The following is a 23,159-nucleotide window of genomic DNA, read 5'->3' as shown; positions in this document are numbered from 1 at the left end:
GAATTTGATGTGAGCGATCTACTATCACAAGACGAAATTGATGCGCTGTTACACGGTGTCGATGATGTAGAAGAGGAAGATGTTGAGTCGTCAGAGTCCAGCGGCTCGGCACTCGAATATGATTTCTCTTCACAGGATCGCATTGTCCGCGGTCGTATGCCGACACTGGAAATTGTCAATGAGCGCTTTGCCCGTCATATGCGGGTGAGTTTGTTCAACATGATGCGCCGCAGTGCTGAGGTGTCAATAAATGGCATCCAGATGATCAAATTCGGTGAGTACGTGCATACCTTGTTTGTTCCGACCAGTCTCAACATGGTGCGTTTCCGTCCGCTCAAGGGGACCGGACTGATTACCATGGAAGCAAGACTGGTCTTTATACTGGTGGATAATTTCTTCGGTGGTGACGGACGCTACCATGCCAAAATTGAAGGGCGTGAATTTACGCCCACAGAACGACGCATTATCCAGATGTTACTGAAACTGGTATTTGAGGATTATAAAGAAGCCTGGTCGCCGGTCATGGACGTGTCTTTTGAGTATCTGGACTCAGAAGTGAACCCCGCCATGGCCAATATCATTAGTCCCACAGAAGTGATCGTGATCAGTTCTTTCCATATTGAACTTGATGGTGGCGGCGGTGATTTTCACGTTGCCCTGCCATATTCCATGTTGGAGCCCATACGTGAATTACTGGATGCCGGGGTACAGAGCGACAAGGAAGACACTGACCTGCGCTGGAGTAAGGCGTTACGGGATGAAATTATGGATGTGCAGGTGGAAATATCTGCCAGTCTGTTGGACCTGGAACTTAGTCTGCAACAGATCATGGATATGAAGGCCGGCGACGTTATCCCCATAGAAATGCCCGAGCATGTGGTTATGTATGTGGAAGACTTACCTACCTTCCGCACAAAGATGGGACGTTCACGGGACAATGTGGCGCTGAAGATCACGGAGAAGATTCCCCGTCCTACGTCTGTGAAATCAGAACTGCAGTTATTAACGAAAAATGGTCGACGTCTAGACAGCGATGCTGAACTGGCAAGCCTGGAAGATGATTTGTAATATGCCCCGCTATGCGGGTGTGACTGAAAGAGATGAGGTAGCGTATGAGCACCGAAGATGATGACAAAAAAGATGACGAAATGGATGACTGGGCGGCTGCCATGGCCGAACAGGCAGAATCCGAAGAAGGCGGTGACAGCGACGCCCCTGCTAGCGACGATGAACGGGATAATGTTCAGGTAGCAGAGCTTGACGAATTAGAAGACAAGCCTGAGATCAGTGGTGAAGAAAAGCGTAAGCTGGATACCATTCTCGACATACCCGTCACCATCTCTATGGAGGTGGGACGCAGTAACATCAGTATCCGAAATTTATTGCAATTGAACCAGGGCTCCGTGGTGGAACTTGACCGGGTTGCCGGCGAACCACTGGATGTGTTGGTAAATGGCACGTTGATTGCTCATGGAGAAGTAGTAGTCGTCAACGATAAATTTGGTATTCGCCTTACAGATGTTATTAGTCAAATCGAAAGGATCAAAAAACTCCGCTAAATCAATGGCTAAGCTGCTGCTTTGCAGCTTGGCCGGATTTTCCCTTCCTGTTTCCGCCGACAATATTCCGTTAAGCAGTCCTGCTGACTATGTGTCAATTTTACTGTCATTAGCCCTGGTAGTGGCCCTGGTGTTCATGTTGGGCTACCTGATGCGACGGTTTAATGTCACTCACAGCGGCAGTGCACAGTTTAAACTCATTGGCTCAATGTCCGTGGGCACTAAAGAACGGATCATGGTGGTCGAAGTGGGCGAGGAGCAATTTCTGCTTGGGGTGACCAGTCAGAACATTAACCATCTTGCCCGCCTTCAGACACCCATAGAGGTAAACAGCTCAAGCGGTGAGCAGTTCAAGAACAAGCTCAGTCAGTTTATGCAGGGCAACAAGAAAACTCCGGGAGCGGCTGATGAATAAGATTTTATGGCTGCTTCTGGCGGTATTGTTGCTGTTGCCTGATTGGGCCTGGGCTAATCCGGGTGTCAAAGCGCTGACGGTCACGACTAATCCTGATGGCAGTCAGGATTACACCATGACGTTGCAAACGCTGGCGATCATGACGGCCTTGAGCCTGATCCCGGCGTTTATCATGATGATGACCTCTTTCACCCGCATTATTGTGGTGCTGTCGATTTTGCGTCAGGCAATTGGATTGCAGCAATCCCCGTCAAACCAGATTCTCATCGGTGTCAGCTTATTTCTAAGTATGTTTATTATGGCGCCGGTGTTTGAGCAGATTAATGAAATGGCGCTGCAGCCCTATCTGAACGAAGACATTACGTCAGTGGAGGCCTATGAGCGGGCGAAACAGCCGATGCGCGCCTTTATGCTCTCGCAAACCCGGGTCAAGGATCTGGAAACCTTCGTCGAAATAGGGGGCTATGAAGGTCAGTTTCAGGATCCTCAGGAAGTGCCCATGAACGTGCTGATCCCGGCCTTTGTTACCAGTGAACTTAAGACGGCTTTCCAGATTGGCTTTATGCTTTTCCTGCCTTTTCTGATTATTGATCTGGTGGTGGCTTCGGTACTGATGGCGATGGGGATGATGATGCTCTCGCCGATGATTGTGGCGTTGCCCTTTAAGTTGATGTTGTTTGTGCTGGTCGATGGCTGGAACCTCATTTTTGGCACGCTGGCGTCCAGTTTCGGGATGGGGGTCTAGTCCATGTCACCAGAAGTCTTCGTTGAAATTTTAAGAGAAGCCCTGCAGATGGTGATCATCCTGGTCTCGGTCATTATCCTGCCGAGTCTGGTGGTGGGCCTGATTGTATCGGTTTTTCAGGCTGCCACTTCAATCAACGAACAAACCATCAACTTTCTGCCCAGGTTGATTGTTACCTTACTGGCACTGACCTGGGGCGGGCACTGGCTGGTCAGCCAGATCATGGACTTTACCTTTACCATTGTCTCCCGAATTCCTGAGGTGGTGGGCTAGCTATGCACCAGTTTAGCCAACAGGATCCGTTGCTATGGAGATAATGGCGAGCACCGTGACGCAGTATCTGGCAGATTTGCTGCTGCCCTTTATGCGTATTGCCGGATTATTTGCTGCCATGGTAGGCATCAGTGCCAAGACGGTTCCACCGCCTGTGCGCGCCCTGCTTACATTGTTTCTGACGCTGGTCATAATGCCTCTTGTGCCGCCGGTGCCGGTAGATGAAATGGTCTCCGTTGGTACCTGGGTGTTGGTGATTCAGCAACTTATCATAGGTATCGCTATCGGATTTCTGTCTACTCTGGTGCTTAACACCTTTGTCATTGCAGGCCAGATCGTGGCCATGCAGACCGGCCTTGGCTTTGCTTCAATTGTCGACCCGGTCAATGGCATCAACGTGCCTGCGGTGGGCCAGTTTTATCTGATTCTGGCAACCCTGTTGTTCTGGGCAATGGACGGCCACTTAACCATGATCCGCATGATTGTCATGAGCTTTGAAGCCTTTCCCATTGGCGAGGCCTGGTTTCAGCCTGAGCAGTTTAAAGCACTGGCCCATTGGGGTGGGTGGATGTTTGTGGCGGCGCTGACACTCTCATTGGCGCCAATCGTTTCCCTGCTGATTATTAACCTGGCATTTGGAGTGATGACTAAGGCTGCGCCACAATTAAATGTGTTCACCATCGGTTTTGCTATCGCCCAGATTGCCGGGCTGATCATTATCTGGCTGACCATGGACAACTTCACCCATCACTTTGAAATGCAGTGGGAGCGTGCAACTTTGTTTATGTGCCAGCTTTTACGCATTTGCCCTGCGTAGACAATCGACGGAGCATTGACAGATGGCTGAAAACGAAGCAGGTCAGGAAAAAACAGAAGAACCCACGGCGAAAAAGAAACAGCAGTCTGCCAAGAAGGGGCAGATTGCGCGCTCCCGCGAGCTGTCCACGACGCTGGTACTGATTGCCAGCGCCGGAGCCTTAATCTTACTCGGAAAAGCCATCGCTTCAGTGATGTACAGAATGACTGAGCGAATGTTTACGTTATCCAGAGATGAAACCTATGATCCCAATCATATGTTCCAGGCCATGGGCAATATGCTCGATGAAATAGTTGGCCCCATCGCCCTTTACATGGTGATGGTTACCGCAGCCGGCATTTACGGCAGCATCGCGCTTGGGGGATATAATTTCACCTGGCAGGGTGCGGCACCTAAGGGCAGTAAACTCAATCCCATCAGCGGTCTTAAGCGCATGTTTGGTATCAATGGCCTGGTTGAGCTGCTAAAAGCACTGGCCAAGTTTGTCATCGTGGCGGTCAGCACCTACCTGGCCCTGAGCTTTTTCTCTAATGAAGCCCTGCATCTGGATATGGAACTGTATCCGCGTAATATTATGCATGCCCTGGATCTGCTCGGATGGGCATTCCTGATTATCTGTTGCTCCCTCATCCCTATCGCGGCCTTTGATGTGCCGTATCAGAGCTATAAGCATAATGAAGAGATGAAAATGACCCAACAGGAGGTTAAGGATGAGCGCAAAAACTCTGAGGGTAACCCAGAAGTTAAAAGTCGCATCCGCAAGCTTCAGTTTCAGGCCGCTGCCCGGCGTATGATGCAGGAGGTACCCAAAGCCGATGTTGTGGTTACCAACCCGACGCACTTCTCTGTGGCACTCAAATATGATCAGCACGGCACCCGCGCGCCGATACTGGTCGCCAAAGGTGGCGACGAACTGGCCATGCATATCCGTAAAATTGCCAATGCCCATGAGGTGCCGATTGTCGAGTCACCGATGCTGGCGCGGGCCATTTACTTTACCACGGAAGCAGAGCATGAAATTCCGGAAAAACTATTTATGGCAGTGGCCCAGGTATTGGCTTATGTCTATCAGTTGAAAAACTGGCGCAAGGGGCGTGGCAAGCGGCCTAAGCCGGTAGCGAAAAACTTACCGATTCCACCAGAACTGCGCTACTAAATAGACCGGCTGACACCAGAGGCTGGTGATACTAGCCCGTCATCTTCAGGGGCTTTTTAAAACTCTTCCAGTTTATCTGGTTGGATAACAATAATTCACGCAGGCTGAGGGTACGTGGCTGCGTGCGTTTATCATGTTTCCAGACATGGCCACAGCATGCTGCTGCCATAGTACTGCGGGTCGGTAACCCCAGTTGGTATACCCAGCCATTTTGATTGTTTTGCAAAAGCTCGCCGTTAACACTGAACCAACCGTGTTTATTCAGATGCAGGCGATGCTGCTCCGCATCGAGCCTGTCTATACTGTCCAGTTCCAGATGAAGGATGCCAAGGTGTTCACACTGCACCGGAACGGGCATGCCCAAACTGGCAGACTGTGTAAACCATTGCTGCGTTTTAGTGGGCTCGGCGTGTTTGGGAGGACGGGATGCTTGTTTGCTTTGCCAACTGGCATTGTGGATATCGATCTGCAGGGGGCCCTGATGTTTGAGCATTTCCTGCGCAGCGCGTTTGATATGATAACTGATGCCTTTCAGACGACGCCTTAACACCGACTCATTGGCGATACCAGCCAGCAATGGCAGCTCTCGTTCATACAAAGCGTTGCACAGCTCTGCATAGTACAGTTGCTGACTGTCCTGGCGAAAAATGTCCGATTGGTTCTGCTGCATAAGTGAGGGGGCCGTATTGGCCCCCTGGCCATCAATCAGGCCTGACCTTTAATTTCCCGGCGACCGGCATAGGTCGCTCGTTCAGCCAGTTGCTCTTCGATACGCAACAGCTGATTATACTTGGCGACCCGATCAGAGCGGCACAAGGAGCCGGTCTTGATTTGTCCTGCCGCAGTACCCACCGCGAGGTCGGCGATGGTGGCATCCTCGGTTTCTCCGCTACGGTGGGAGATAACCGCGGTATAGCCCGCATCTTTGGCCATGCGAATGGCTTCCAGCGTTTCAGTCAATGAACCGATCTGATTGAATTTAATCAGGATCGAGTTTGCGATCCCGTTGTCGATGCCGCGCTTTAAAATCTTGGTATTGGTGACGAACAGGTCATCACCCACAAGCTGGACCTTGTCACCAATCTTCTTCGTCAAACTGGCCCAGCCATCCCAGTCACTCTCATCCAATCCGTCTTCAATCGAGAGGATAGGGTAGCGGTTGCTGAGATCGGCCAGATAATCTCCGAAGCCTTCTGAATCAAAGACTTTTCCTTCGCCTTTGAGGTCGTATTTACCATCCTGATAGAATTCAGAGGCGGCACAATCCAGCGCCAGCGTGACATCTTTATCCATTTGATAGCCGGCTTTTTCCACGGCCTCAATGATCACAGACAAGGCTTCTTCATTGGACTTCAAATTCGGTGCAAAGCCACCCTCATCGCCCACGGCGGTATTCAGCCCTTTGCTATTGAGGACTTTTTTCAGGTGATGAAATATTTCAGCACCCATACGCAGGGCTTCACGGAAGCTCTTGGCGCCAACAGGCTGAACCATAAACTCCTGAATGTCGACATTGTTGTCGGCATGCTCACCACCGTTGAGAATATTCATCATGGGGACGGGCATACTGTATTGGCCCGGCGTACCGTTCAAATCGGCAATATGCTGATACAAAGGAATGTTTTTGTCATTGGCTGCGGCTTTGGCAGCCGCAAGGGATACGGCCAGAATGGCGTTGGCCCCCAGTTTTTCCTTATTCTCTGTACCGTCCAGCTCAAGCATGATGCGATCCAGCTGCTGTTGTTGCTGCGCATCTTGTCCTAATAAGGCTGGCTTGATCTGCTCATTGACTGCTGCCACGGCGTTGAGTACACCTTTACCCAGATAGCGAGCCGGATCGGCGTCTCTGAGTTCCAGTGCTTCGCGGGAGCCGGTGCTGGCGCCTGAAGGTGCGCAGGCACGTCCCCATGCGCCACTTTCAAGGTACACGTCTGCTTCGACAGTTGGATTACCACGTGAGTCCATGATCTCGCGGCCGATTACGTTAACAATGTTTGACATCTTGTTGTTGCCTCTGAAATGCAAAGGCCCTGTTAATCAGGGCGTTATTCTTAGTTGCAGGCGCCAATGGCGCAATCAATTATTGTTTTTGTGATAGTGTCCCGCGGCATGCACAAAACCCTCAAATAAGGGGTGGCCGTCACGAGGTGTAGAGTTAAACTCAGGGTGAAACTGACCCGCTACAAACCAGGGATGGTCTTCGATTTCAACAATCTCCACCAGCCGTTTATCGGTCGATAAACCCGTTACTTTCAAGCCTGCGGCTTCTATTTTCGGGCGCAGGTTATTATTCACTTCGTATCTGTGTCTGTGACGTTCATAGATGCTTTCACTGCCATACATCTGATGCACTTTACTGCCTTTGATCAGGTGGCATAACTGGCTGCCTAATCGCATTGTTCCGCCCAAATCCGACGCCTCAGAGCGGGTTTCGACGCTGCCATCGGCATCTTGCCATTCTGTAATCAGGCCAACGACAGGGAAGGGACTGTTAGCATCAAATTCGGTACTGTTGGCGTTTTCCATACCGGCAACATTGCGTGCATACTCAATCACGGCCACCTGCATACCCAGACAAATGCCCAGAAAGGGAACCTTGTTTTCACGGGCATACTGCACGGCCATAATCTTGCCCTCAACACCTCGCTCACCAAAGCCGCCAGGTACCAGAATCGCATCCAGATCCGCGAGCAATTCAGTGCCCTTGGTTTCGATGTCCTGTGAATCAATATATTTGATATTGACGGTCAGGCGATTTTTGAGTCCGGCATGTTTGAGCGCCTCATTCACCGATTTATACGCATCAGGCAGTGCCACGTACTTACCAATCATACCAATGGTGACTTCGCCATTGGGGTTGGACTCGGCATACAGCACCTGCTCCCATTCGGACAAATCGGCCTCAGGGCATTCCAGACCAAAGCGGTTAATGACCAGCTCATCAAGCCCCTGCGACTTGAGCATGGCCGGTATGCGATAAATACTGTCGACATCACGCAGGGCGATAACCGCTTTATCATTAACATTGGTGAACAGGGCAATTTTGGAGCGTTCGTTTGAAGGTAGTGGTGCTTCTGAGCGACACACCAGAATATCGGGCTGAATTCCCACCGAACGCAATTCTTTAACCGAGTGCTGGGTGGGTTTGGTTTTGACTTCACCGGAGGCTGCCAGAAACGGCACTAAGGTGAGGTGCATGTACAGGGCGCGTTCACGGCCAATTTCTGTGCCCAACTGGCGGATCGCTTCAATAAAGGGTTGGGACTCGATGTCACCCACTGTGCCGCCAATCTCGACGATGGCGACATCGGCTCCTTCGGCCCCTTCGATAATACGGCGTTTAATTTCATTGGTGATATGGGGAATAACCTGAATCGTAGCCCCCAGATAGTCACCGCGACGCTCTCTGCGCAGCACTTCTTCATACACGCGGCCGGTGGTGAAGTTATTGCGACTGCTCATGCGGGTGCGGATAAAACGTTCGTAATGGCCCAGGTCGAGGTCGGTTTCCGCGCCATCATCGGTAACAAACACTTCCCCATGCTGGATCGGGCTCATGGTGCCTGGATCGACATTGATATAGGGATCAAGTTTGAGCATGGTGACATTCAGACCCCTGGCCTCAAGAATGGCGGCCAGAGAGGCTGCGGCAATACCTTTACCCAGTGATGACACCACACCACCCGTCACGAAAATATAGTTTGTCATTTGAAACCTAAGAAGTAGGGTTGAACAGAAACAGGACTCCGGACAGTGCCTATTTGCAAGTGTAGATTAACACTCAGAAAAGACCCGGACACCTTCATATCAGGACGGGAAAATAGTATACCGAACAACCCGCTGTCGCTCAATCAATTATTGGTCGACAGCGGGGCTAACCGTTACCAGTGCAGCAACGGGAAAGGCAAACTTACTTGGTGACTTTAACCTTCTTCGTTGCCGTTACTTTGGTATGAATGCGACGATTCTTTCTGTGCGCTTCAGCGGTGTTGGCATCGTCAAGGGGACGTGTTTCACCATAGCCTACTGCTTTAAGGCGTTCAGCGCTGATGCCATAGCGGCTAATCAGCACATCACGTACGGCCTGTGCCCGCTGCTCAGACAACTGCTGATTGTACGCGGCATCGCCTACCAGTGACGTATGACCTTCAATCACCGCCTGGGTGTCGGGGAAGCGTTTCAGAAACTCTGCAAAGTCTGCAATATACTGACTATCGGGATTGCTCACCTGATAGCTGTTATTGGCAAACAGGATGTCCAACGAGGCCTCTACCATTTCTTCGGTAAAGATACTGCAGCCTTTGGAATCCACTTTATCTTCTGCTGGCGTATTGGCACACTCATCCTTGTCATCAAAAACGCCGTCATTATCGGAGTCCGTGGGTGTTGGTGTCGGTGCCGTGGTGGTCGCAGCCGTGTAATTGCTCTGTGGCTGGGCTTCAGTCTGTTGATAGGACGAGCCCGATGGCTCACCAAATTTGTATGCCAGACCAAGCTTGAATCCGTAGTCGGTAATATCATCACTAAACGCGTGATAAGCCGCAAATTCAGTTACCAGCTTCCAGTTTTCGTTGAGGTGCCAGTGACGGCCAATCCCGATATTAACCGGGCTGTAGCGGTCGGCAATGTCCATTTTTTTTATGCCGGCGAAGAGATAGGTGTTGGCACTGTCCATAAAATACAGCGCATCGACACCATAACGATCGCCGGATACTTCGTTGCTGGTATTTTCATAATCCATATCCAGAGACGACCACTCGAACCTTGCTGCCCAGCGGGGATTGATGCGCATGCCATATTCGATGCCCATGCCCTGACCGTCATCAAACGGGTTCGCGGTGCTCGGATAGCCGCTGTCATTATAATATTGCTCAATAAAGCCACCCAGCCATTGATCATGTTGGTTATTTTCCGCGGCTGAAGCGCCGAAGCTTAGTGACATTGCCAGAGCTAATGTAATTTTTTGCATGAAGCAGTCCCTTTTTCAGTGATAGTGTTCAAAATCTTTGTTGTGTATGTGTTGCAGCTTAAAGGTTAGGTCAAGGCAACACCGCATTCCTACTGAGCTGCGCTGACCTGATTGCGGCCAGACTGTTTCGAATTATACAGGGCTTTATCAGCCCGTGAAACTAATGAATCAACCGTGTCCTGTTGCCGGTACTGACTGACACCAAAGCTGGCCGTCACCGCAATATCACCATTTTGTTTTTCCGCTGCGATCATTTCGCGAATCTTTTCTGCCAGTTCAGTTGCAGACTGTTGTTCGATTCCCGGACAGATCAGCAGAAACTCCTCCCCTCCCCAGCGGCCTACGGTATCTGTTTCTCGGGTATGGTGTTTGAGCAGCTGCGCCACCCGGCTAATGACTTCATCACCTTTGAGGTGTCCATGCTTGTCGTTAACGCGCTTAAAATGATCGATGTCGGCAAGAATGATACTCAGTGGCGTGTCATAGCGACTGGCCCTGCCTATTTCACTGGCCAGAATGTCGTCCAGTTTACGCCGATTTGAGAGGGAAGTGAGGCTGTCTGTTTCACTGAGCTGTTTCATCAGATTAGCGCGTTCCTGTTGCACTCGTCCCTCAAGCTTTGATTCCAGTAAATGTTGCTGGCGTTCATTAAGCTGAGTGGTCATGACCTTAAAATTTTCCTGCAACTGGTCGAGTTCATTGATGCCCGTTGCCACAGGCTGAAACTCATTGTTGGCCTCGATATCCGAGGTGAGTCTGGATAGGGCCTGGATAGGTTCCGCAATTTTTTTGGACAGGGTTCTTGAACGACGTTTGGCAAAGTAAATAAAGAGCATATAAAACAACGCCAGGGCGCCAATCGCTAAAAAGCCTATGCGTATAGTTTTCGCTTCTGTGGTTAATGCTTCACTGTAAAGGTTCGACTCGTCAACCATGGCAATAACATGCCATTGCGTGCTGGGAACGGAAGCCCCCAGTACCAGGTAACGTTTGTTGTCGATGTCCAGTGCCTGCAATGTCTGATTTTGGCTGAGAAATCCGCTAAAAAACTGTTTAATTGGATCGGATCTGAATGACAGGAGGTCGAATTCACTTTTTCGCTCAACGCTTTTTTGCATCAGACCAGCAAATTCCTGCCCGGCAACCACCTCTACGCCTAATGTCGCATTAATGTCTGGATCAATGGCCAGGATGTTGCCCTGCTTGTCCAGCAACAAACTGCTTGCCTGCCATGGAAGTTCAGACTCAATTACCTGTACGGCAAGCTCTGCAATGGATACATCAATACCGGCCACCCCCTCCAATCGTTGTGCAGAATACACCGGGGCCATGGCAGTGATGATCCAACCCATGCCAAGTGGATCAAAATACGCCTGCGTCCAAACGGACGTTCTTTGCGGATTGTGTTGGGCGTCTGCCAGATAGTAAAAAGGTTGCTGGCGAATATCCATGACCGCGCCAAACAGTTCGGGCAGATTATCAACTGGCGGATATAACCTCACCATGGAATCCCAGCTATTGAAATAACTCTGTGCAATAATCGGATTGGTATCGGTGATGCCTTTAAGTAAGGGCTCCATCTGCTCGGACCATTTCGCCCGAATCAGGCTTTGCTGGTCCAACCCGTGTAGCGTTGAGTAATAAAACGCACTGCCATTTGTGGGCTGGGGACGATACAGCGCACCATTGTCATGAAACCTGTAGCCCTCATCAACGTCCACCTCGTTAGCATGAGGGCGCGTTTGAAAAAGATAGTTAAACTGCTGCTGAAGCTGGGAGGCATTGCGGCTCACTTCCTGGATATTCAGATCCAGTTGCTTGGCCTGTTGCTGGGTGATGGTTTTAAGGTTTTCAGTGGCTTGTTTTAATGCCAGTGCCATTTGCTGATCGGTGATCAGGAACACCACGGTGAAATACATTCCCACCAGAGCCGACTCCACAATCAGCAGTGGTACCAGAACCGATCTGAGGTAACTACGCTGAATCAGTTTATTGAGTGAGGTCGACGTCAAACCTACAGTCCTTTTCAAGCTATTTAGTCGCGACGATCATTACAACAAGATGAGGTCGCTAGCCTAAGCATGCCTTTGCTGACTTCAGAGTTTATCAAAACAGATTTCAAGGTAAGCCGACCCGGCATCGCTGCTAAATGGCAGAATAATTTTAGGGCCATCGACCTTATGGGTAATCGTATGCTGTTTGCCTGAAACCACCATGGGCGTTGCCATTTCAAACTCATAGCCCTTTCCTGCCAGCTCATTTTTGGCGCCCCCGGTGACCATATTGGTTATTTCGCCCACCATATCGGTCACGTCTGCGTCAATTTTAGCGGGCTTCTCCCCGAGCATCCTATGCATGATTTCCAGAGCAAGGGGCGCATCGAAGGTTATCGAAAAGGACCCCTTGATCTGAGGGCCGACCATACCGATTAAACCCGACACATCGCCACGCGCCACCTCGTCGCTTTTTTTCTTAGGTTTGCCCACAGTTAATTCCGTTTGCGCCATGGTGGCGAGAACATTTACCAACGACGTGATAAAAGGATTGATAAATTCCACATTCATAATCTGTACATATCCATAATTAATGTTGCTGACATTGCGCACATTGGCCATGGGCCTCAATGGTTTGGGTTGAGACTTTAAACCCGAAGGCATGAGCCTGAGCATCGAGTGTTTCTTTGAGACCTTCAGATTGAATTTCTTTTACTTCGCCGCAGCTATCACAGATCAGAAACTGTACCGGATGGCTGCAGCCAAAATGATGGCATGCAATAAAGGCATTGTTCGATTCGAGTCTGTGCACCAACCCAAACTCCAGTAAAAAATCCAGTGTGCGGTAAACGGTAGCGGGTTTGGCTGAGTTTTCGGTTTCCTTTAGTGTATCCAGCAGTTCGTACGCACCGGTTGCGCCCGCTTTATTGATTAAGATGGCATAAATTTTTTCTCGTAACTGGGTGAATCGTGCACCTTTGCTCTCACAATACCGTCTGGCTTTTTCAACTAATTGTTCTGACTTCATTTTTTATAATAATTAACCTGCTCCTGAAGCTAGTTTAGCACACCAACCGGTGTGAGAAAGGGATTCACTCTGTGCAGTAAATTTGCGATTACGGATTATGCAGACGACGCAATTTGGTACAATGCAGGGTTTATTGCCTCATGTTTGCTTTGAAGTGGAGAAGACGTTGCCTCAAGCCCAAGCGCATTCCAAAGAGCTTAGTCCATTTGACCGTAAGATATCCGTCGCACCCATGCTCGATTGGACAGATCGCCACTTTCGTTATTTTATGCGCCGAATCAGTCACCATGTGCTGCTTTATACAGAAATGGTGACCACCGGTGCCATTCTCTTTGGCAAGGGAGATTATCTTGCTTTTAATGAAGAAGAACACCCTCTGGCATTGCAGCTGGGAGGCTCTGATCCTAAGGCAATGGCAGAGTGCGCGTTGCGGGCAGAGGCAAGAGGCTATGACGAAGTCAATATCAATGTAGGATGCCCATCAGACCGAGTGCAAAACGGTCGCTTTGGTGCGTGTTTGATGGCGGAACCGGGGACCGTTGCTGAATGTGTCATGGAGATGGTGAGTGCAGTAAAGATCCCGGTCACGGTTAAATCACGGATTGGCGTAGATGATATGGATGAATATCAGCACCTGACCGATTTTGTGCGACAGGTTGCTGAGGCCGGCTGTGATACTTTTATTATTCATGCCCGCAAAGCCTGGTTAAAGGGACTGAGTCCAAAAGAAAACCGTGAAATCCCGCCGTTAATGTATGACAGGGTATATCAGCTTAAACAGGAATTTCCGCACCTGCATATCAGCATTAATGGGGGCGTGAAAACCCTTGAACAAGCCGAGCACCATCTGAAGCACCAGGATGGTGTCATGATCGGTCGGGAGGCTTATACCAATCCCTATCTTCTGGCCGAGGTGGATGCGCGTTTCTACGCTGACAACCATGATATTGCCAGCCGCTTTGATGTTATCAGGGCCATGGTTGCTTATATTGATCGTGAGGTCGCTCAGGGAGCCAGACCCTGGCATGTGGCCAGACATATGCTCGGTTTATTTCAGGGACAACCAGGAGGTCGCATCTGGCGCCGACACCTGAGTGAACAAGCTCGTCATGCCGTATCCGGGCAGCTTCTTTTGGATGCCTACGAACAGATGCAGCAACGATTGGGGAAAACACAACCACAAGAGTAGGTGGCTAAATTCACTAATAATCTGGTTAATATGACTAAATCCTGTGAGTGTTCAATCTTCCTGCTGAGTGGGCCAACCCATGAATAGTATTGAAAACACTTATAAAACAATGGGATAAAACTTTTTTGTGATCCTGGCACAACTATCGCAATAGTTTCTGCGACTTAGTTATCAACCCAAGGAGAACAACATGTTAACCAAACTTACTATTGCATCAGCCGTTTTTGCCGCCACAGCCATGAGCACCAATGTGCAGGCTAAAGAAATTTCTTTGCAGGAATTTGTCGGCCATGTGGTCAGTACTGCGGTCAGTGTGACGCAGAAAGAAGTCAGACAAAATGTACAGCAAGCGGTAGCCAGCACCACCTATTCTGTATTCAATACGCCAGGTGCATCGGTAACCATCACCGATATGGCAGCAAAACCTGCACAAAAAGAACAGCAGGATGACGCTACCAAAAAGCAGGCTGAGTAACAGCATGTTGGATCAGCTTAATCTGATCAGCTTGCTGCTGCTCCCCGTAGTGGCCTATCTGGCGGGTGCGGTGATCATCACTCTGATTGAGAAGGTCATCACCAGAACACCTGCCTGCAATAACGGTTTCAGACCCGTCAAATAAAGGTTTGAAACCGTTTTTTATTCCTTTACCTTCACGTAATCCTATTCTCTGTTAATTGTTCCAAGCCCTTCAGTTTTCCATCTTCTGCATCGTTTTCATCGTCACCTGCAACTCAGTGTCGTCGGATCAGGTTCATCATACCGCGCTGCAATTGACACCAAAAACCGGGGCAGCATGGCACGTTTTTTATCCTTTTTTGAATTTGGCGAATTTGACTACTTAGATGGCGTAATTCACCAAAATTACAAAGAATATCATATCCCTATTGAGTCGCTCACCAAGAAAATGAATAAAAAGTAAATAAAAACAATGGGATATGATTTTGTTAGAGTTGGCACAGGAGTTGATATCTCTAGTGTGACCATCGTTAATTGATAAACGACAGACAACACAAAATGAGCATTGGAGAAAAACAATGGGTATGTTTTCAAGAATCAGCGACATCGTACAGGCCAACCTGAATGCCATCCTGGATAAGGCTGAGGAGCCTGAGAAAGTAATACGCCTGATCGTACAGGAAATGGAAGAGGCTTTGGTGGAGTTAAGAACCGTCACGGCACAGCACCTTGCCAGTAAAAAGGGGCTACAGCGTCGTATCGAGGGATGCGAGAAACAAGGCGCTGACTGGCAGTCAAAAGCTGAGCTGGCAATGAGTAAACAGAAGGAAGAACTTGCGCGTTCAGCACTGGAACAAAAATTTCACTGCGAAAAGCAAATCGAACAGTTTCAGGATGAGATGCACCAGATTGAGTCGTCATTGCAAGGGTTGCAATCCGATATTCAGCGTTTGCAGGAGAAACTCAAGGATGCAAGGGGACGTCAGAAAGCCCTTGAAAGTCGCCAACAAAGTGCGGTTACGCGGTTACGGGCTAAACATTCTGCCGATGAGCACAAGATTCAGCAGGTGATTGGTCGATTCGAGCACTATGAGTATCGCATCGATGAACTGGAAGCCAAGCTTGAAGCGTATGACGTCGTCGGCAAGAGCGAGTCACTGGAATCCGAGTTTGACAAGATGGAGCGTGAGCAATATCTGGATGATGCAGTCAATGCATTGAAGCGCAAAGCCAATACAAAGGCCGCCTAAGCGGGCGGCCACAGGAGTAGGATCATGAAAACCATTTATCAAGACAGACGAATTCGTAAAAACAGAGCCCGTGGCAAAGTGGCCGGTGTGTGTGCAGGCATTGCACAACATTTTGACGTCCCTGCCTGGTTAATACGCTTGGTAGCTATTCTCTGTTTTATCAGCTTTCCTGTGGCGGTCGCCATGGCCTATTTGGTGGCGGCGTTTATTTTACCGGATGCCCTTTAAAAAAGGGCTCTCGGGCGGAGTGTGAAAATGAAAAAGCTACTCTTGGTACTGTTGATTGCAGCCGTTATGGTGATGAGCCTGGGGACGGTGTTGGAAGCGCTAAGTGGCATTTCTGTGTATCTGGGTGACACGCTGTTAGCGCCGGCTCAGACCTTATTCGGGGCAATTCTGGTGGGAACCGTTTTTGTGTTGCTGGGCGCACTTTTAGCCATCAGCGTATTCAGTGTGATTTGTATCGTGCTGGCCAGTGTCTTTGTGGCTTTGCTTGTGGCGGGTATCGGTGCGGCGTGGCCTGTACTATTGATCGCATTGGTGGCATATCTGATCATCCGGGACAAGAAAACCGTACAAGGTTGTTGAACTTATTATCATCAGGCATTGGCTTCAGGTTGGAATTGCTGAATAATCACAGGCCAGTTGTTGTATGACAATCATCATAAGGAGTAAGTCGATGAGAGGCCTGTTGAGTCTATTTTTACTGCTACCGGCTATTTGCCTGGCACATGTAGAGATAAAAGATCCTGTGGTAAGACTGTTACCTCCCGGTGTTCCCAATACTGCAGCTTATATGCAGCTGGTAAACACATCCTCACAGGATATGCAATTAGTGGGTGCCAGCTCGGAGTCGGTTGAACGCGTGGAGATTCATAATCATATGATGCACGAGGGAATGATGAAAATGGTCAGACAAGACCAGGTTACCCTGTCAGGCAATACGACATTAGCGTTTAAGCCCGGTGGCTTACATCTGATGATGTTTGGTTTAAAAAAGCCATTGCAAAAGGGGCAGAATGTGACTATCCGATTACTGTTTTCCGATGACACCGAGTTAACCTTTCAGGCACCGGTTGCCGAGCCCCAAGCTTCTTCGCATCATCACCATTAACCCCAAGCAAGGAGTTTGTTATGAGAGAATACCTGAGTGTGAAGAAGGTGGCCCTTATCGTTACGGCCGTGATGCTCCTGTTATATATTCTGGCAATATACTGGAGCAGTGAACCTTCGGTATTTGATGTTGATCAGCACGCCCGAACCCAGGCTCAGCAGAGTAATCAGACTATCGTTCCCGGCTATACCACCACCAGTACGTTGATTCGTGTCACAGCGACCTTGATGGATAAGCCGGGTGGCTACCTGTCGAACGATGTGATGATACCTTCGGTGTTGATGGATAATATGCCGGCGTGGGAGTTTGGTGTGTTGGAGATGGTCAGGGATCTTTCTTTGGCGATGCGCAAAGATCTCAGCCGTTCTCAGTCTCAGTCCTCGGAAAACCCTTTTCTGGTGGAGGCGCAACCTAAATTCAATATTGATAATCAAAGCTGGATTTTGCCCTCAGCAGAGTCGCAATATGAAGATGGTATCCAGGCCTTGCAGCGTTACCTGAATAATTTGTCTGATCCCCAGGTGGATGACAGTCAGTTCTATACCCGGGCCGATAACCTCAGAGATTGGCTAAGGCAAGTCGAGAAACGCATGGGCAGTTTGTCACAGCGCTTAAGTGCCAGTGTCGGACAAAGCCGCTTAAACACCGATCTGGCGGGGGATGCGCAAGCACGTCAGTCTACCCCTACAGCAAGGGACACATTCACTAAGACCAGTTGGTGGGAGTTGGATGACGTATTCTACGAGGCTCGGGGGGCCAGCTGGGCGCTGTTGCACTTTTTAAAGGCCGTAGAAACGGATTTTGCAGAAGTGCTGGAGAAGAAAAATGCGACGGTGAGCCTGCAACAGATTATTCGCGAGCTTGAAGCCACCCAGCAAACCATCTGGAGTCCCATTATTCTCAATGGTGGGGGCTTCGGCATGATGGCCAATCATTCGTTGGTGATGGCAAATTACATTTCCAGGGCCAATGCGGCGCTGATCGATCTGAATGACTTACTTAATCAGGGATAGACTCATGATAAAAAGCGGTTTACTTGCTGCCACCTTGTTATCGGGCTTAATTAATCCCGTACAGGCAGACACCTTTCTCGGTCTTTATGCAGGCGCCCAGGTCTGGTATACGGATGTTGCGGGTGGTTTTGCCAACGGCGGCTCGGTTACAGATTTCGAATTCGATAACGAGACAAACAGTAATCTGTATGTGGCGTTAGAGCACCCGGTGCCGTTGCTACCGAATATTAAAATTCGGCGGCAGAACCTTAATTTATCGGGGACAACCACCCTGAGCCAGGATTTTACGTTTGCCGGACAGACCTTCGCTCAAGACACCAGCGTCGCCTCTGGCGGCTATGCAGATAGTATGGATTATGTGGTCTATTATGAAGTCTTTGACAATGATCTGATTAGTCTGGATTTGGGACTCAACGCCAAAGACTTTGATGGGCAGATTACGGTACGGGATGCAGACGATAGCAGTATAACGTCGGCTCAGTCTTTCGGTGGTATCGTGCCATTGCTTTACTCTCGTGTTCAAATCGGTACGCCCGTTGGGGGCTTGGGGTTGACCGCGGAGGGCAGTTTTCTGGCTGTAGACGACAGCTCAGTGTATGACTACCAGGCGGCCCTAACCTATCAGTGGCTGGATAATCTGGCCGTGGATATGACATTTCAGCTTGGCTACCGGGTGTTGCAGCTGGATCTGGATGATGTAGACAATCTTTACACGGATATGGAATTTAAGGGGCCTTTTGCAGGCATTGAAGTGCACTTTTAATTAACACGGGGTGACTGTTCTGTTACCCCTTAATCCCTCTGACTAAGTGTAAAGTTTATATGAAAATATAAATTAAGCACTTTCTGTAATAACGCATTTGAATTTATTCTTTCCTGTTTTCTCCTGCCACCGCTAACCTAGCCACAATATTTAACGGGTTAGTGTGTTTATGTCGTCTTCCAATTCACCAAATTTGTCTCCCGCGGGTGTGTTAAGTCAGGCTCAGTGGTCTGAGCTGCACAAAGCCATTGCACCGCTCAGTGGCCAGCAGCTGACATGGGTCAGCGGTTACCTTGCGGGTCTGGCTCAGTCTCATCAGCCTGTTGCTGCTATTAGTGACCAATCAGCGCAACAGACCAATGCTAAGCTGACCATTCTGTACGGCTCTCAGACCGGTAATGCGAAAGGTGTGGCTGAGGAGTATCAGCAGTTTGTTGAGCAGGCTGGCCTGAGCGCTGAATTGATCAACATGGCTGACTATAAGCCGAAGAAAATCAAAGAAGAGAGTCATCTGGTCATTGTGGTCAGTACCCACGGCGAAGGTGATGCTCCCGACGATGCGGTGGAGTTGCACGAGTTTCTGGCCAGTAAGAAAGCGCCCAAACTGGCTGCATTAAAATATGCTGTAGTGGGTCTGGGAGACAGCAGTTATGAATTTTTCTGTCAGACGGCGAAGGATTTCGATCAACGCCTGGCTGCGCTCGGCGCTACCGCACTAACCGAACGGCTAGATTGCGATGTAGATTATGACACTGAAGTCAGCCAGTGGCGGGAGAAAGTTACGGATATTTTCAAAGCTGAACTGACCTCTGATGCAAGCTCAAGAGTCGTGGCAATGCCGGGCGTCAGTATTGCCGGTGCGACTGAACAGTACACCAAGAAGAATCCATTTACGGCGACGCTACTGGAAGGGCAAAAAATTACTGGCCGGGATTCAGTAAAAGATATTCGTCATTTCGAGATTTCATTGGAAGGCTCAGGACTCACTTATCAGCCTGGCGATGCCCTGGGCGTCTGGTTTAAGAATGATGGCTCCATGGTGGACAGGCTACTTGACGCGTTAGCTCTGAGTGGTGATACCGAGGTACAGGTTGGAGATGAGAGTCTTTCGCTGCGAGCCGCGTTAATTGAGAAATTGGAGCTGACACAAAGTTATCCTAGCTTTGCTAAGGCCTATGCTGAGTTCACGCAGAGCAGCAAGCTGGTGCAGCTACTCGAAGATAAAGCGGGTTTGCGTCACTATCTGAGCGAAAGACAAATTGTCGATATTGTTAGTGAGTATCCCGGCAAGGTAGAAGCCCAGCAGTTTGTCAGCATGCTCAGGCCAATGACCCCCAGACTTTACTCCATTGCCTCGAGTCAGGCGGAAGTGGAAGATGAAGTGCACCTCACGGTTGCACTGGTAGAGTATGATGCCTTCGGTTTCACTCATCGCGGAGGCGCGTCGGGATACCTGAGCCATGGTATCGAAGAGGGCGCAGAAGTGCGTGTGTTTGTGGAGAAGAATGATAATTTCCGCTTGCCTCCAGAGCCGCAGACGCCTGTCATTATGATCGGGCCCGGTACGGGAATTGCGCCCTTCAGAGCTTTTATGCAGCAGCGGGAAGCAGAAGATGCTGAGGGTAAGAACTGGTTGTTTTTCGGCAATCCCAACTTTACCCAGGACTTTCTCTATCAGGTGGAATGGCAACGTTGGGTAAAATCGGGAGTCGTGGACAAGGTGAGTCTGGCGTTTTCCCGAGATCAGGAGGAAAAGATTTATGTGCAGCATCGCTTGTTAGAGCAAGGAGCCGAGGTCTATGAGTGGCTGGAACAGGGCGCTCATCTATATGTCTGTGGCGATGCCAATCGAATGGCTAAAGATGTGCACGAGGCCTTGGTGAGTATCGTTACAGAGCATGGAAACAAATCTGTAGAGCAAGCTGAGGAATACATCGGTCAATTACGTAAAGCCAAACGCTATCAAAGAGATGTCTACTAATGAGTGATAAACCCGAGCAAAAACTGTCCGATAATGAGCGTATCAAGGGACAAAGTAACTTCCTGAGAGGCACCATTGCTGAGGATCTGAAAGACGATCTGACCGGGGGCTTTACCGGCGATAATTTCCAGCTGATTCGCTTCCACGGTATGTATCAGCAAGATGATCGAGACATTCGCGCCGAGCGGGCCAAACAGAAACTGGAGCCATTGCAAAATGTGATGTTGCGCTGTCGTCTTCCCGGCGGAATTATTACGCCTGCTCAGTGGTTGGCCATTGATGCCTTTGCAGCCGAACACAGTTTGTATGGCAGTATCCGCCTGACCACGCGCCAGACTTTTCAGTTTCATGGGGTACTCAAGCCCAAGATTAAAATGATGCACCAGATGCTGAACAAGGTGGGATTGGACTCCATCGCTACCGCCGGTGACGTCAATCGCAACGTACTGTGTACTTCCAATCCAGTGGAGTCAGAGGTACATCAGCAGGCTTATGAATGGGCGGTAAAAATCAGTGAACATCTGCTCCCCAAAACCCGAGCCTATGCTGAGATCTGGTTGGATGGTGAGAAAGTAGAAACTACCGATGTAGAACCGATTCTGGGCAGTACTTATTTACCCCGTAAGTTTAAGACGACGGTGGTAATCCCCCCACAAAATGACGTGGATGTGCATGCTAATGATTTGAATTTTGTCGCCATTGACGAAGGCGGAAAGTTAGTGGGCTTTAATGTGCTCGTTGGCGGCGGACTGGCGATGACTCATGGTGATAAGTCCACCTATCCGCGTAAAGCCGATGACTTCGGTTTTATTCCTCTGGAGCACACACTGGCAGTGGCCGAAGCTGTTGTGACTACCCAGCGCGATTGGGGCAACCGTAGTAACCGTAAAAATGCCAAAACCAAGTATACCCTTGAGCGCGTTGGAGTAGAGACGTTTAAGGCTGAAGTGGAAAAACGTGCCGATATAACGTTTGCGCCGAGCCGGAATTATGAATTTACGGGCCGTGGCGATCGCTTCGGTTGGGTTGAAGGGATAGATGGCAAGCATCATCTGACGTTATTTATCGAGAACGGACGCATTCTTGATTATCCCGGGAAACCGCTGAAGACTGGTTGTGCGGCCATTGCCAGAGTGCATAAGGGGGATTTTCGCCTTACTGCAAATCAGAATTTGATCATTGCCGGCGTTGCCACTGAGGATAAACAGGAAATAGAACGCCTGGCCAGTGAGCATGGGTTAATAGAACCTGGCGTTTCTTCTCAGCGTGTGAATTCAATGGCGTGTGTATCGCTGCCAACCTGTCCGCTGGCAATGGCAGAAGCTGAGCGTTATCTGCCGGATGCAGTGACGGAGCTGGAGCAGGTTCTGGCTAAGCATGGCATGCAGGATGAGCACATTATCTTTCGGGTCACTGGTTGCCCGAATGGTTGTGGACGCGCCATGCTTGCCGAAGTGGGATTGGTGGGCAAAGGTCCCGGTAAATACAATCTCCATTTAGGCGGAGACCGCAATGGAACCCGCATTCCGAGAATGTATCGGGAAAACATCAGTGAACAGGAGATCATGACTGAGTTAGATAACCTCATTGGTCGTTGGTCTGAGCAGCGTCAGGAGCAAGAAGGCTTTGGCGATTTTGTTATTCGCACGGGTGTGGTGAAACCGGTGGTAGATTCGGCGAAGGATTTTTATGACTAATGCCGCGTTAAACCTCAGCAAACCGATTGATGTATTTATTGGCGCCGAGAGGCTCGCTGAAATCAACAGTTATCTGGCAACGCTGGATGCGGCTGAGCGCGTCGAGTGGGCGCTGAACTATTTGCCCCAGCAACCCATGATGTCATCGAGTTTTGGTATCCAGGCCGCCGTCATGTTGCACTTGGTTACCCGGCATCAATCTGATATTCCGGTGGTGTTAACGGATACTGGCTACCTGTTTCCGGAAACCTATGACTTTATTGAAGAGCTGACCAAGACACTGGATCTGAATCTGAAGGTCTACAGCGCTAATATGTCGCCTGCGTGGCAGGAGCAAAAGTTTGGTCAGTTGTGGGAGCAGGGACTGCCGGGCATAGAAGCCTATAACAAAATGAACAAAGTCGAGCCCATGCAGCGGGCATTGAGAGAATTGCAGGTGGGCACCTGGTTTTCAGGTCTGCGGCGCAGTCAATCCAGTAGTCGTGAGAATCTTCCTTATTTACAGATAGTGGACGGGCGATTCAAGGTTTTCCCAATCCTGGATTGGTCCAATAAGCAGGTCCATTATTATCTGCAGGAGCATGGGCTGCCTTATCATCCTTTGTGGGAGCAAGGTTATGTCTCTGTTGGAGATTGGCATACGTCACGTCCGCTTGAGGCCGGGATGACAGAAGAAGAAACCCGTTTCTTTGGCTTGAAACGCGAATGTGGTTTGCACGAATTCGGGGACGGTATCTGAG

At 49.6% G+C, this 23,159-nt stretch carries 26 protein-coding genes; 19 read left to right on the top strand and 7 right to left on the bottom strand.

Features of this window, described 5'->3' with window-relative positions:
- Window positions 1-9: 9 nt before the first annotated feature.
- The 7 genes from fliM to flhB are packed head-to-tail and all read left to right on the top strand — an operon-like array spanning window position 10 to window position 4,965.
- A complete protein-coding gene (gene fliM / locus CCY32_RS08475) occupies window positions 10-1,068 on the top strand; it encodes a flagellar motor switch protein FliM (protein ID WP_088330193.1) in 1,059 nt (352 codons plus the stop codon).
- Between the two features lie 44 nt (window positions 1,069-1,112).
- The gene (gene fliN, locus CCY32_RS08470; RefSeq protein WP_088330192.1) at window positions 1,113-1,559 is read left to right on the top strand and encodes a flagellar motor switch protein FliN; all 447 of its coding nucleotides are present in this window, start codon (window positions 1,113-1,115) and stop codon (window positions 1,557-1,559) included.
- A gap of 4 nt (window positions 1,560-1,563) precedes the next feature.
- Window positions 1,564-1,974, top strand: a complete 411-nt coding sequence (gene fliO / locus CCY32_RS08465; RefSeq protein ID WP_088330191.1) for a flagellar biosynthetic protein FliO — start codon at window positions 1,564-1,566, stop codon at window positions 1,972-1,974.
- Window positions 1,967-2,719 (top strand): flagellar type III secretion system pore protein FliP, encoded by a 753-nt coding sequence (gene fliP, locus CCY32_RS08460; protein WP_088330190.1) that lies wholly within the window; start codon window positions 1,967-1,969, stop codon window positions 2,717-2,719. Before fliO ends, fliP begins: the two co-directional genes overlap by 8 nt.
- A gap of 3 nt (window positions 2,720-2,722) precedes the next feature.
- The gene (fliQ, locus tag CCY32_RS08455) at window positions 2,723-2,992 is read left to right on the top strand and encodes a flagellar biosynthesis protein FliQ (RefSeq protein ID WP_088330189.1); all 270 of its coding nucleotides are present in this window, start codon (window positions 2,723-2,725) and stop codon (window positions 2,990-2,992) included.
- A 34-nt stretch (window positions 2,993-3,026) separates the two neighbouring features.
- Window positions 3,027-3,809 (top strand): flagellar biosynthetic protein FliR, encoded by a 783-nt coding sequence (fliR, locus tag CCY32_RS08450; protein WP_088330188.1) that lies wholly within the window; start codon window positions 3,027-3,029, stop codon window positions 3,807-3,809.
- Window positions 3,810-3,831: 22 nt separating this feature from the next.
- On the top strand, window positions 3,832-4,965 hold the full coding sequence (gene flhB / locus CCY32_RS08445; protein WP_088330187.1) for a flagellar biosynthesis protein FlhB: 1,134 nt from the start codon (window positions 3,832-3,834) through the stop codon (window positions 4,963-4,965).
- Between the two features lie 31 nt (window positions 4,966-4,996).
- Here flhB and CCY32_RS08440 read toward each other — a convergent pair whose 3' ends face one another.
- The 7 genes from CCY32_RS08440 to CCY32_RS08410 all read right to left on the bottom strand — a co-directional run bounded on the left by CCY32_RS08440 (window position 4,997) and on the right by CCY32_RS08410 (window position 12,955).
- On the bottom strand, window positions 4,997-5,635 hold the full coding sequence (locus CCY32_RS08440) for a hypothetical protein (protein ID WP_088330186.1): 639 nt from the start codon (window positions 5,633-5,635) through the stop codon (window positions 4,997-4,999).
- Window positions 5,636-5,670: 35 nt separating this feature from the next.
- A complete protein-coding gene (gene eno, locus CCY32_RS08435) occupies window positions 5,671-6,966 on the bottom strand; it encodes a phosphopyruvate hydratase (protein WP_088330185.1) in 1,296 nt (431 codons plus the stop codon).
- A 75-nt stretch (window positions 6,967-7,041) separates the two neighbouring features.
- Window positions 7,042-8,673, bottom strand: a complete 1,632-nt coding sequence (locus tag CCY32_RS08430; RefSeq protein ID WP_088330184.1) for a CTP synthase — start codon at window positions 8,671-8,673, stop codon at window positions 7,042-7,044.
- Between the two features lie 202 nt (window positions 8,674-8,875).
- Window positions 8,876-9,934 carry an OmpA family protein gene (locus tag CCY32_RS08425; RefSeq protein ID WP_088330183.1) on the bottom strand — a complete coding sequence of 353 codons (1,059 nt, stop codon included), beginning with the start codon at window positions 9,932-9,934 and terminating at the stop codon, window positions 8,876-8,878.
- Window positions 9,935-10,023: 89 nt separating this feature from the next.
- Entirely contained in the window at window positions 10,024-11,946 is a 1,923-nt protein-coding gene (locus CCY32_RS08420; protein ID WP_088330182.1) for a sensor domain-containing diguanylate cyclase, read from the bottom strand.
- Between the two features lie 84 nt (window positions 11,947-12,030).
- On the bottom strand, window positions 12,031-12,498 hold the full coding sequence (locus tag CCY32_RS08415) for a chemotaxis protein CheX (RefSeq protein WP_088330420.1): 468 nt from the start codon (window positions 12,496-12,498) through the stop codon (window positions 12,031-12,033).
- A gap of 19 nt (window positions 12,499-12,517) precedes the next feature.
- A complete protein-coding gene (locus CCY32_RS08410) occupies window positions 12,518-12,955 on the bottom strand; it encodes a transcriptional repressor (RefSeq protein ID WP_088330181.1) in 438 nt (145 codons plus the stop codon).
- Window positions 12,956-13,121: 166 nt separating this feature from the next.
- On the opposite strand from CCY32_RS08410, the gene dusA reads away from it, so the two are divergent.
- From dusA to CCY32_RS08355, 12 genes are all read left to right on the top strand, one after another.
- Window positions 13,122-14,144: a tRNA dihydrouridine(20/20a) synthase DusA gene (gene dusA, locus CCY32_RS08405; protein ID WP_281492508.1), complete on the top strand. Its 1,023-nt coding sequence runs from the start codon at window positions 13,122-13,124 to the stop codon at window positions 14,142-14,144.
- A gap of 190 nt (window positions 14,145-14,334) precedes the next feature.
- Window positions 14,335-14,619: a hypothetical protein gene (locus CCY32_RS08400; protein WP_088330180.1), complete on the top strand. Its 285-nt coding sequence runs from the start codon at window positions 14,335-14,337 to the stop codon at window positions 14,617-14,619.
- Between the two features lie 4 nt (window positions 14,620-14,623).
- Complete coding sequence (locus CCY32_RS17195; RefSeq protein ID WP_168171463.1) at window positions 14,624-14,764, top strand: hypothetical protein; 141 nt, start codon at window positions 14,624-14,626, stop codon at window positions 14,762-14,764.
- Window positions 14,765-15,179: 415 nt separating this feature from the next.
- A complete protein-coding gene (pspA, locus tag CCY32_RS08395; protein ID WP_088330179.1) occupies window positions 15,180-15,851 on the top strand; it encodes a phage shock protein PspA in 672 nt (223 codons plus the stop codon).
- A gap of 24 nt (window positions 15,852-15,875) precedes the next feature.
- Entirely contained in the window at window positions 15,876-16,079 is a 204-nt protein-coding gene (locus tag CCY32_RS08390) for a PspC domain-containing protein (RefSeq protein WP_088330178.1), read from the top strand.
- A gap of 27 nt (window positions 16,080-16,106) precedes the next feature.
- A complete protein-coding gene (locus CCY32_RS08385; protein ID WP_088330177.1) occupies window positions 16,107-16,439 on the top strand; it encodes a hypothetical protein in 333 nt (110 codons plus the stop codon).
- Between the two features lie 91 nt (window positions 16,440-16,530).
- Window positions 16,531-16,965, top strand: coding sequence for a copper chaperone PCu(A)C (locus CCY32_RS08380; protein WP_168171462.1), 435 nt, complete (start codon window positions 16,531-16,533; stop codon window positions 16,963-16,965).
- A gap of 20 nt (window positions 16,966-16,985) precedes the next feature.
- Complete coding sequence (locus CCY32_RS08375) at window positions 16,986-17,978, top strand: DUF2333 family protein (protein WP_088330175.1); 993 nt, start codon at window positions 16,986-16,988, stop codon at window positions 17,976-17,978.
- A 4-nt stretch (window positions 17,979-17,982) separates the two neighbouring features.
- Complete coding sequence (locus tag CCY32_RS08370; RefSeq protein WP_088330174.1) at window positions 17,983-18,741, top strand: TIGR04219 family outer membrane beta-barrel protein; 759 nt, start codon at window positions 17,983-17,985, stop codon at window positions 18,739-18,741.
- Window positions 18,742-18,910: 169 nt separating this feature from the next.
- Window positions 18,911-20,722, top strand: a complete 1,812-nt coding sequence (locus CCY32_RS08365) for an assimilatory sulfite reductase (NADPH) flavoprotein subunit (protein WP_088330173.1) — start codon at window positions 18,911-18,913, stop codon at window positions 20,720-20,722.
- A complete protein-coding gene (gene cysI, locus CCY32_RS08360) occupies window positions 20,722-22,419 on the top strand; it encodes an assimilatory sulfite reductase (NADPH) hemoprotein subunit (RefSeq protein WP_088330172.1) in 1,698 nt (565 codons plus the stop codon). Before CCY32_RS08365 ends, cysI begins: the two co-directional genes overlap by 1 nt.
- Window positions 22,412-23,158 (top strand): phosphoadenylyl-sulfate reductase, encoded by a 747-nt coding sequence (locus CCY32_RS08355; protein WP_088330171.1) that lies wholly within the window; start codon window positions 22,412-22,414, stop codon window positions 23,156-23,158. Before cysI ends, CCY32_RS08355 begins: the two co-directional genes overlap by 8 nt.
- Window position 23,159 lies beyond the last annotated feature (1 nt).

Origin of the sequence: Lacimicrobium sp. SS2-24, from assembly GCF_002201535.1 — a bacterium.
Lineage (GTDB): Bacteria > Pseudomonadota > Gammaproteobacteria > Enterobacterales > Alteromonadaceae > Lacimicrobium.
The sequence above is the reverse complement of the archived record's forward strand: the minus strand, read 5'-3'. Positions and strand labels throughout refer to the sequence as shown.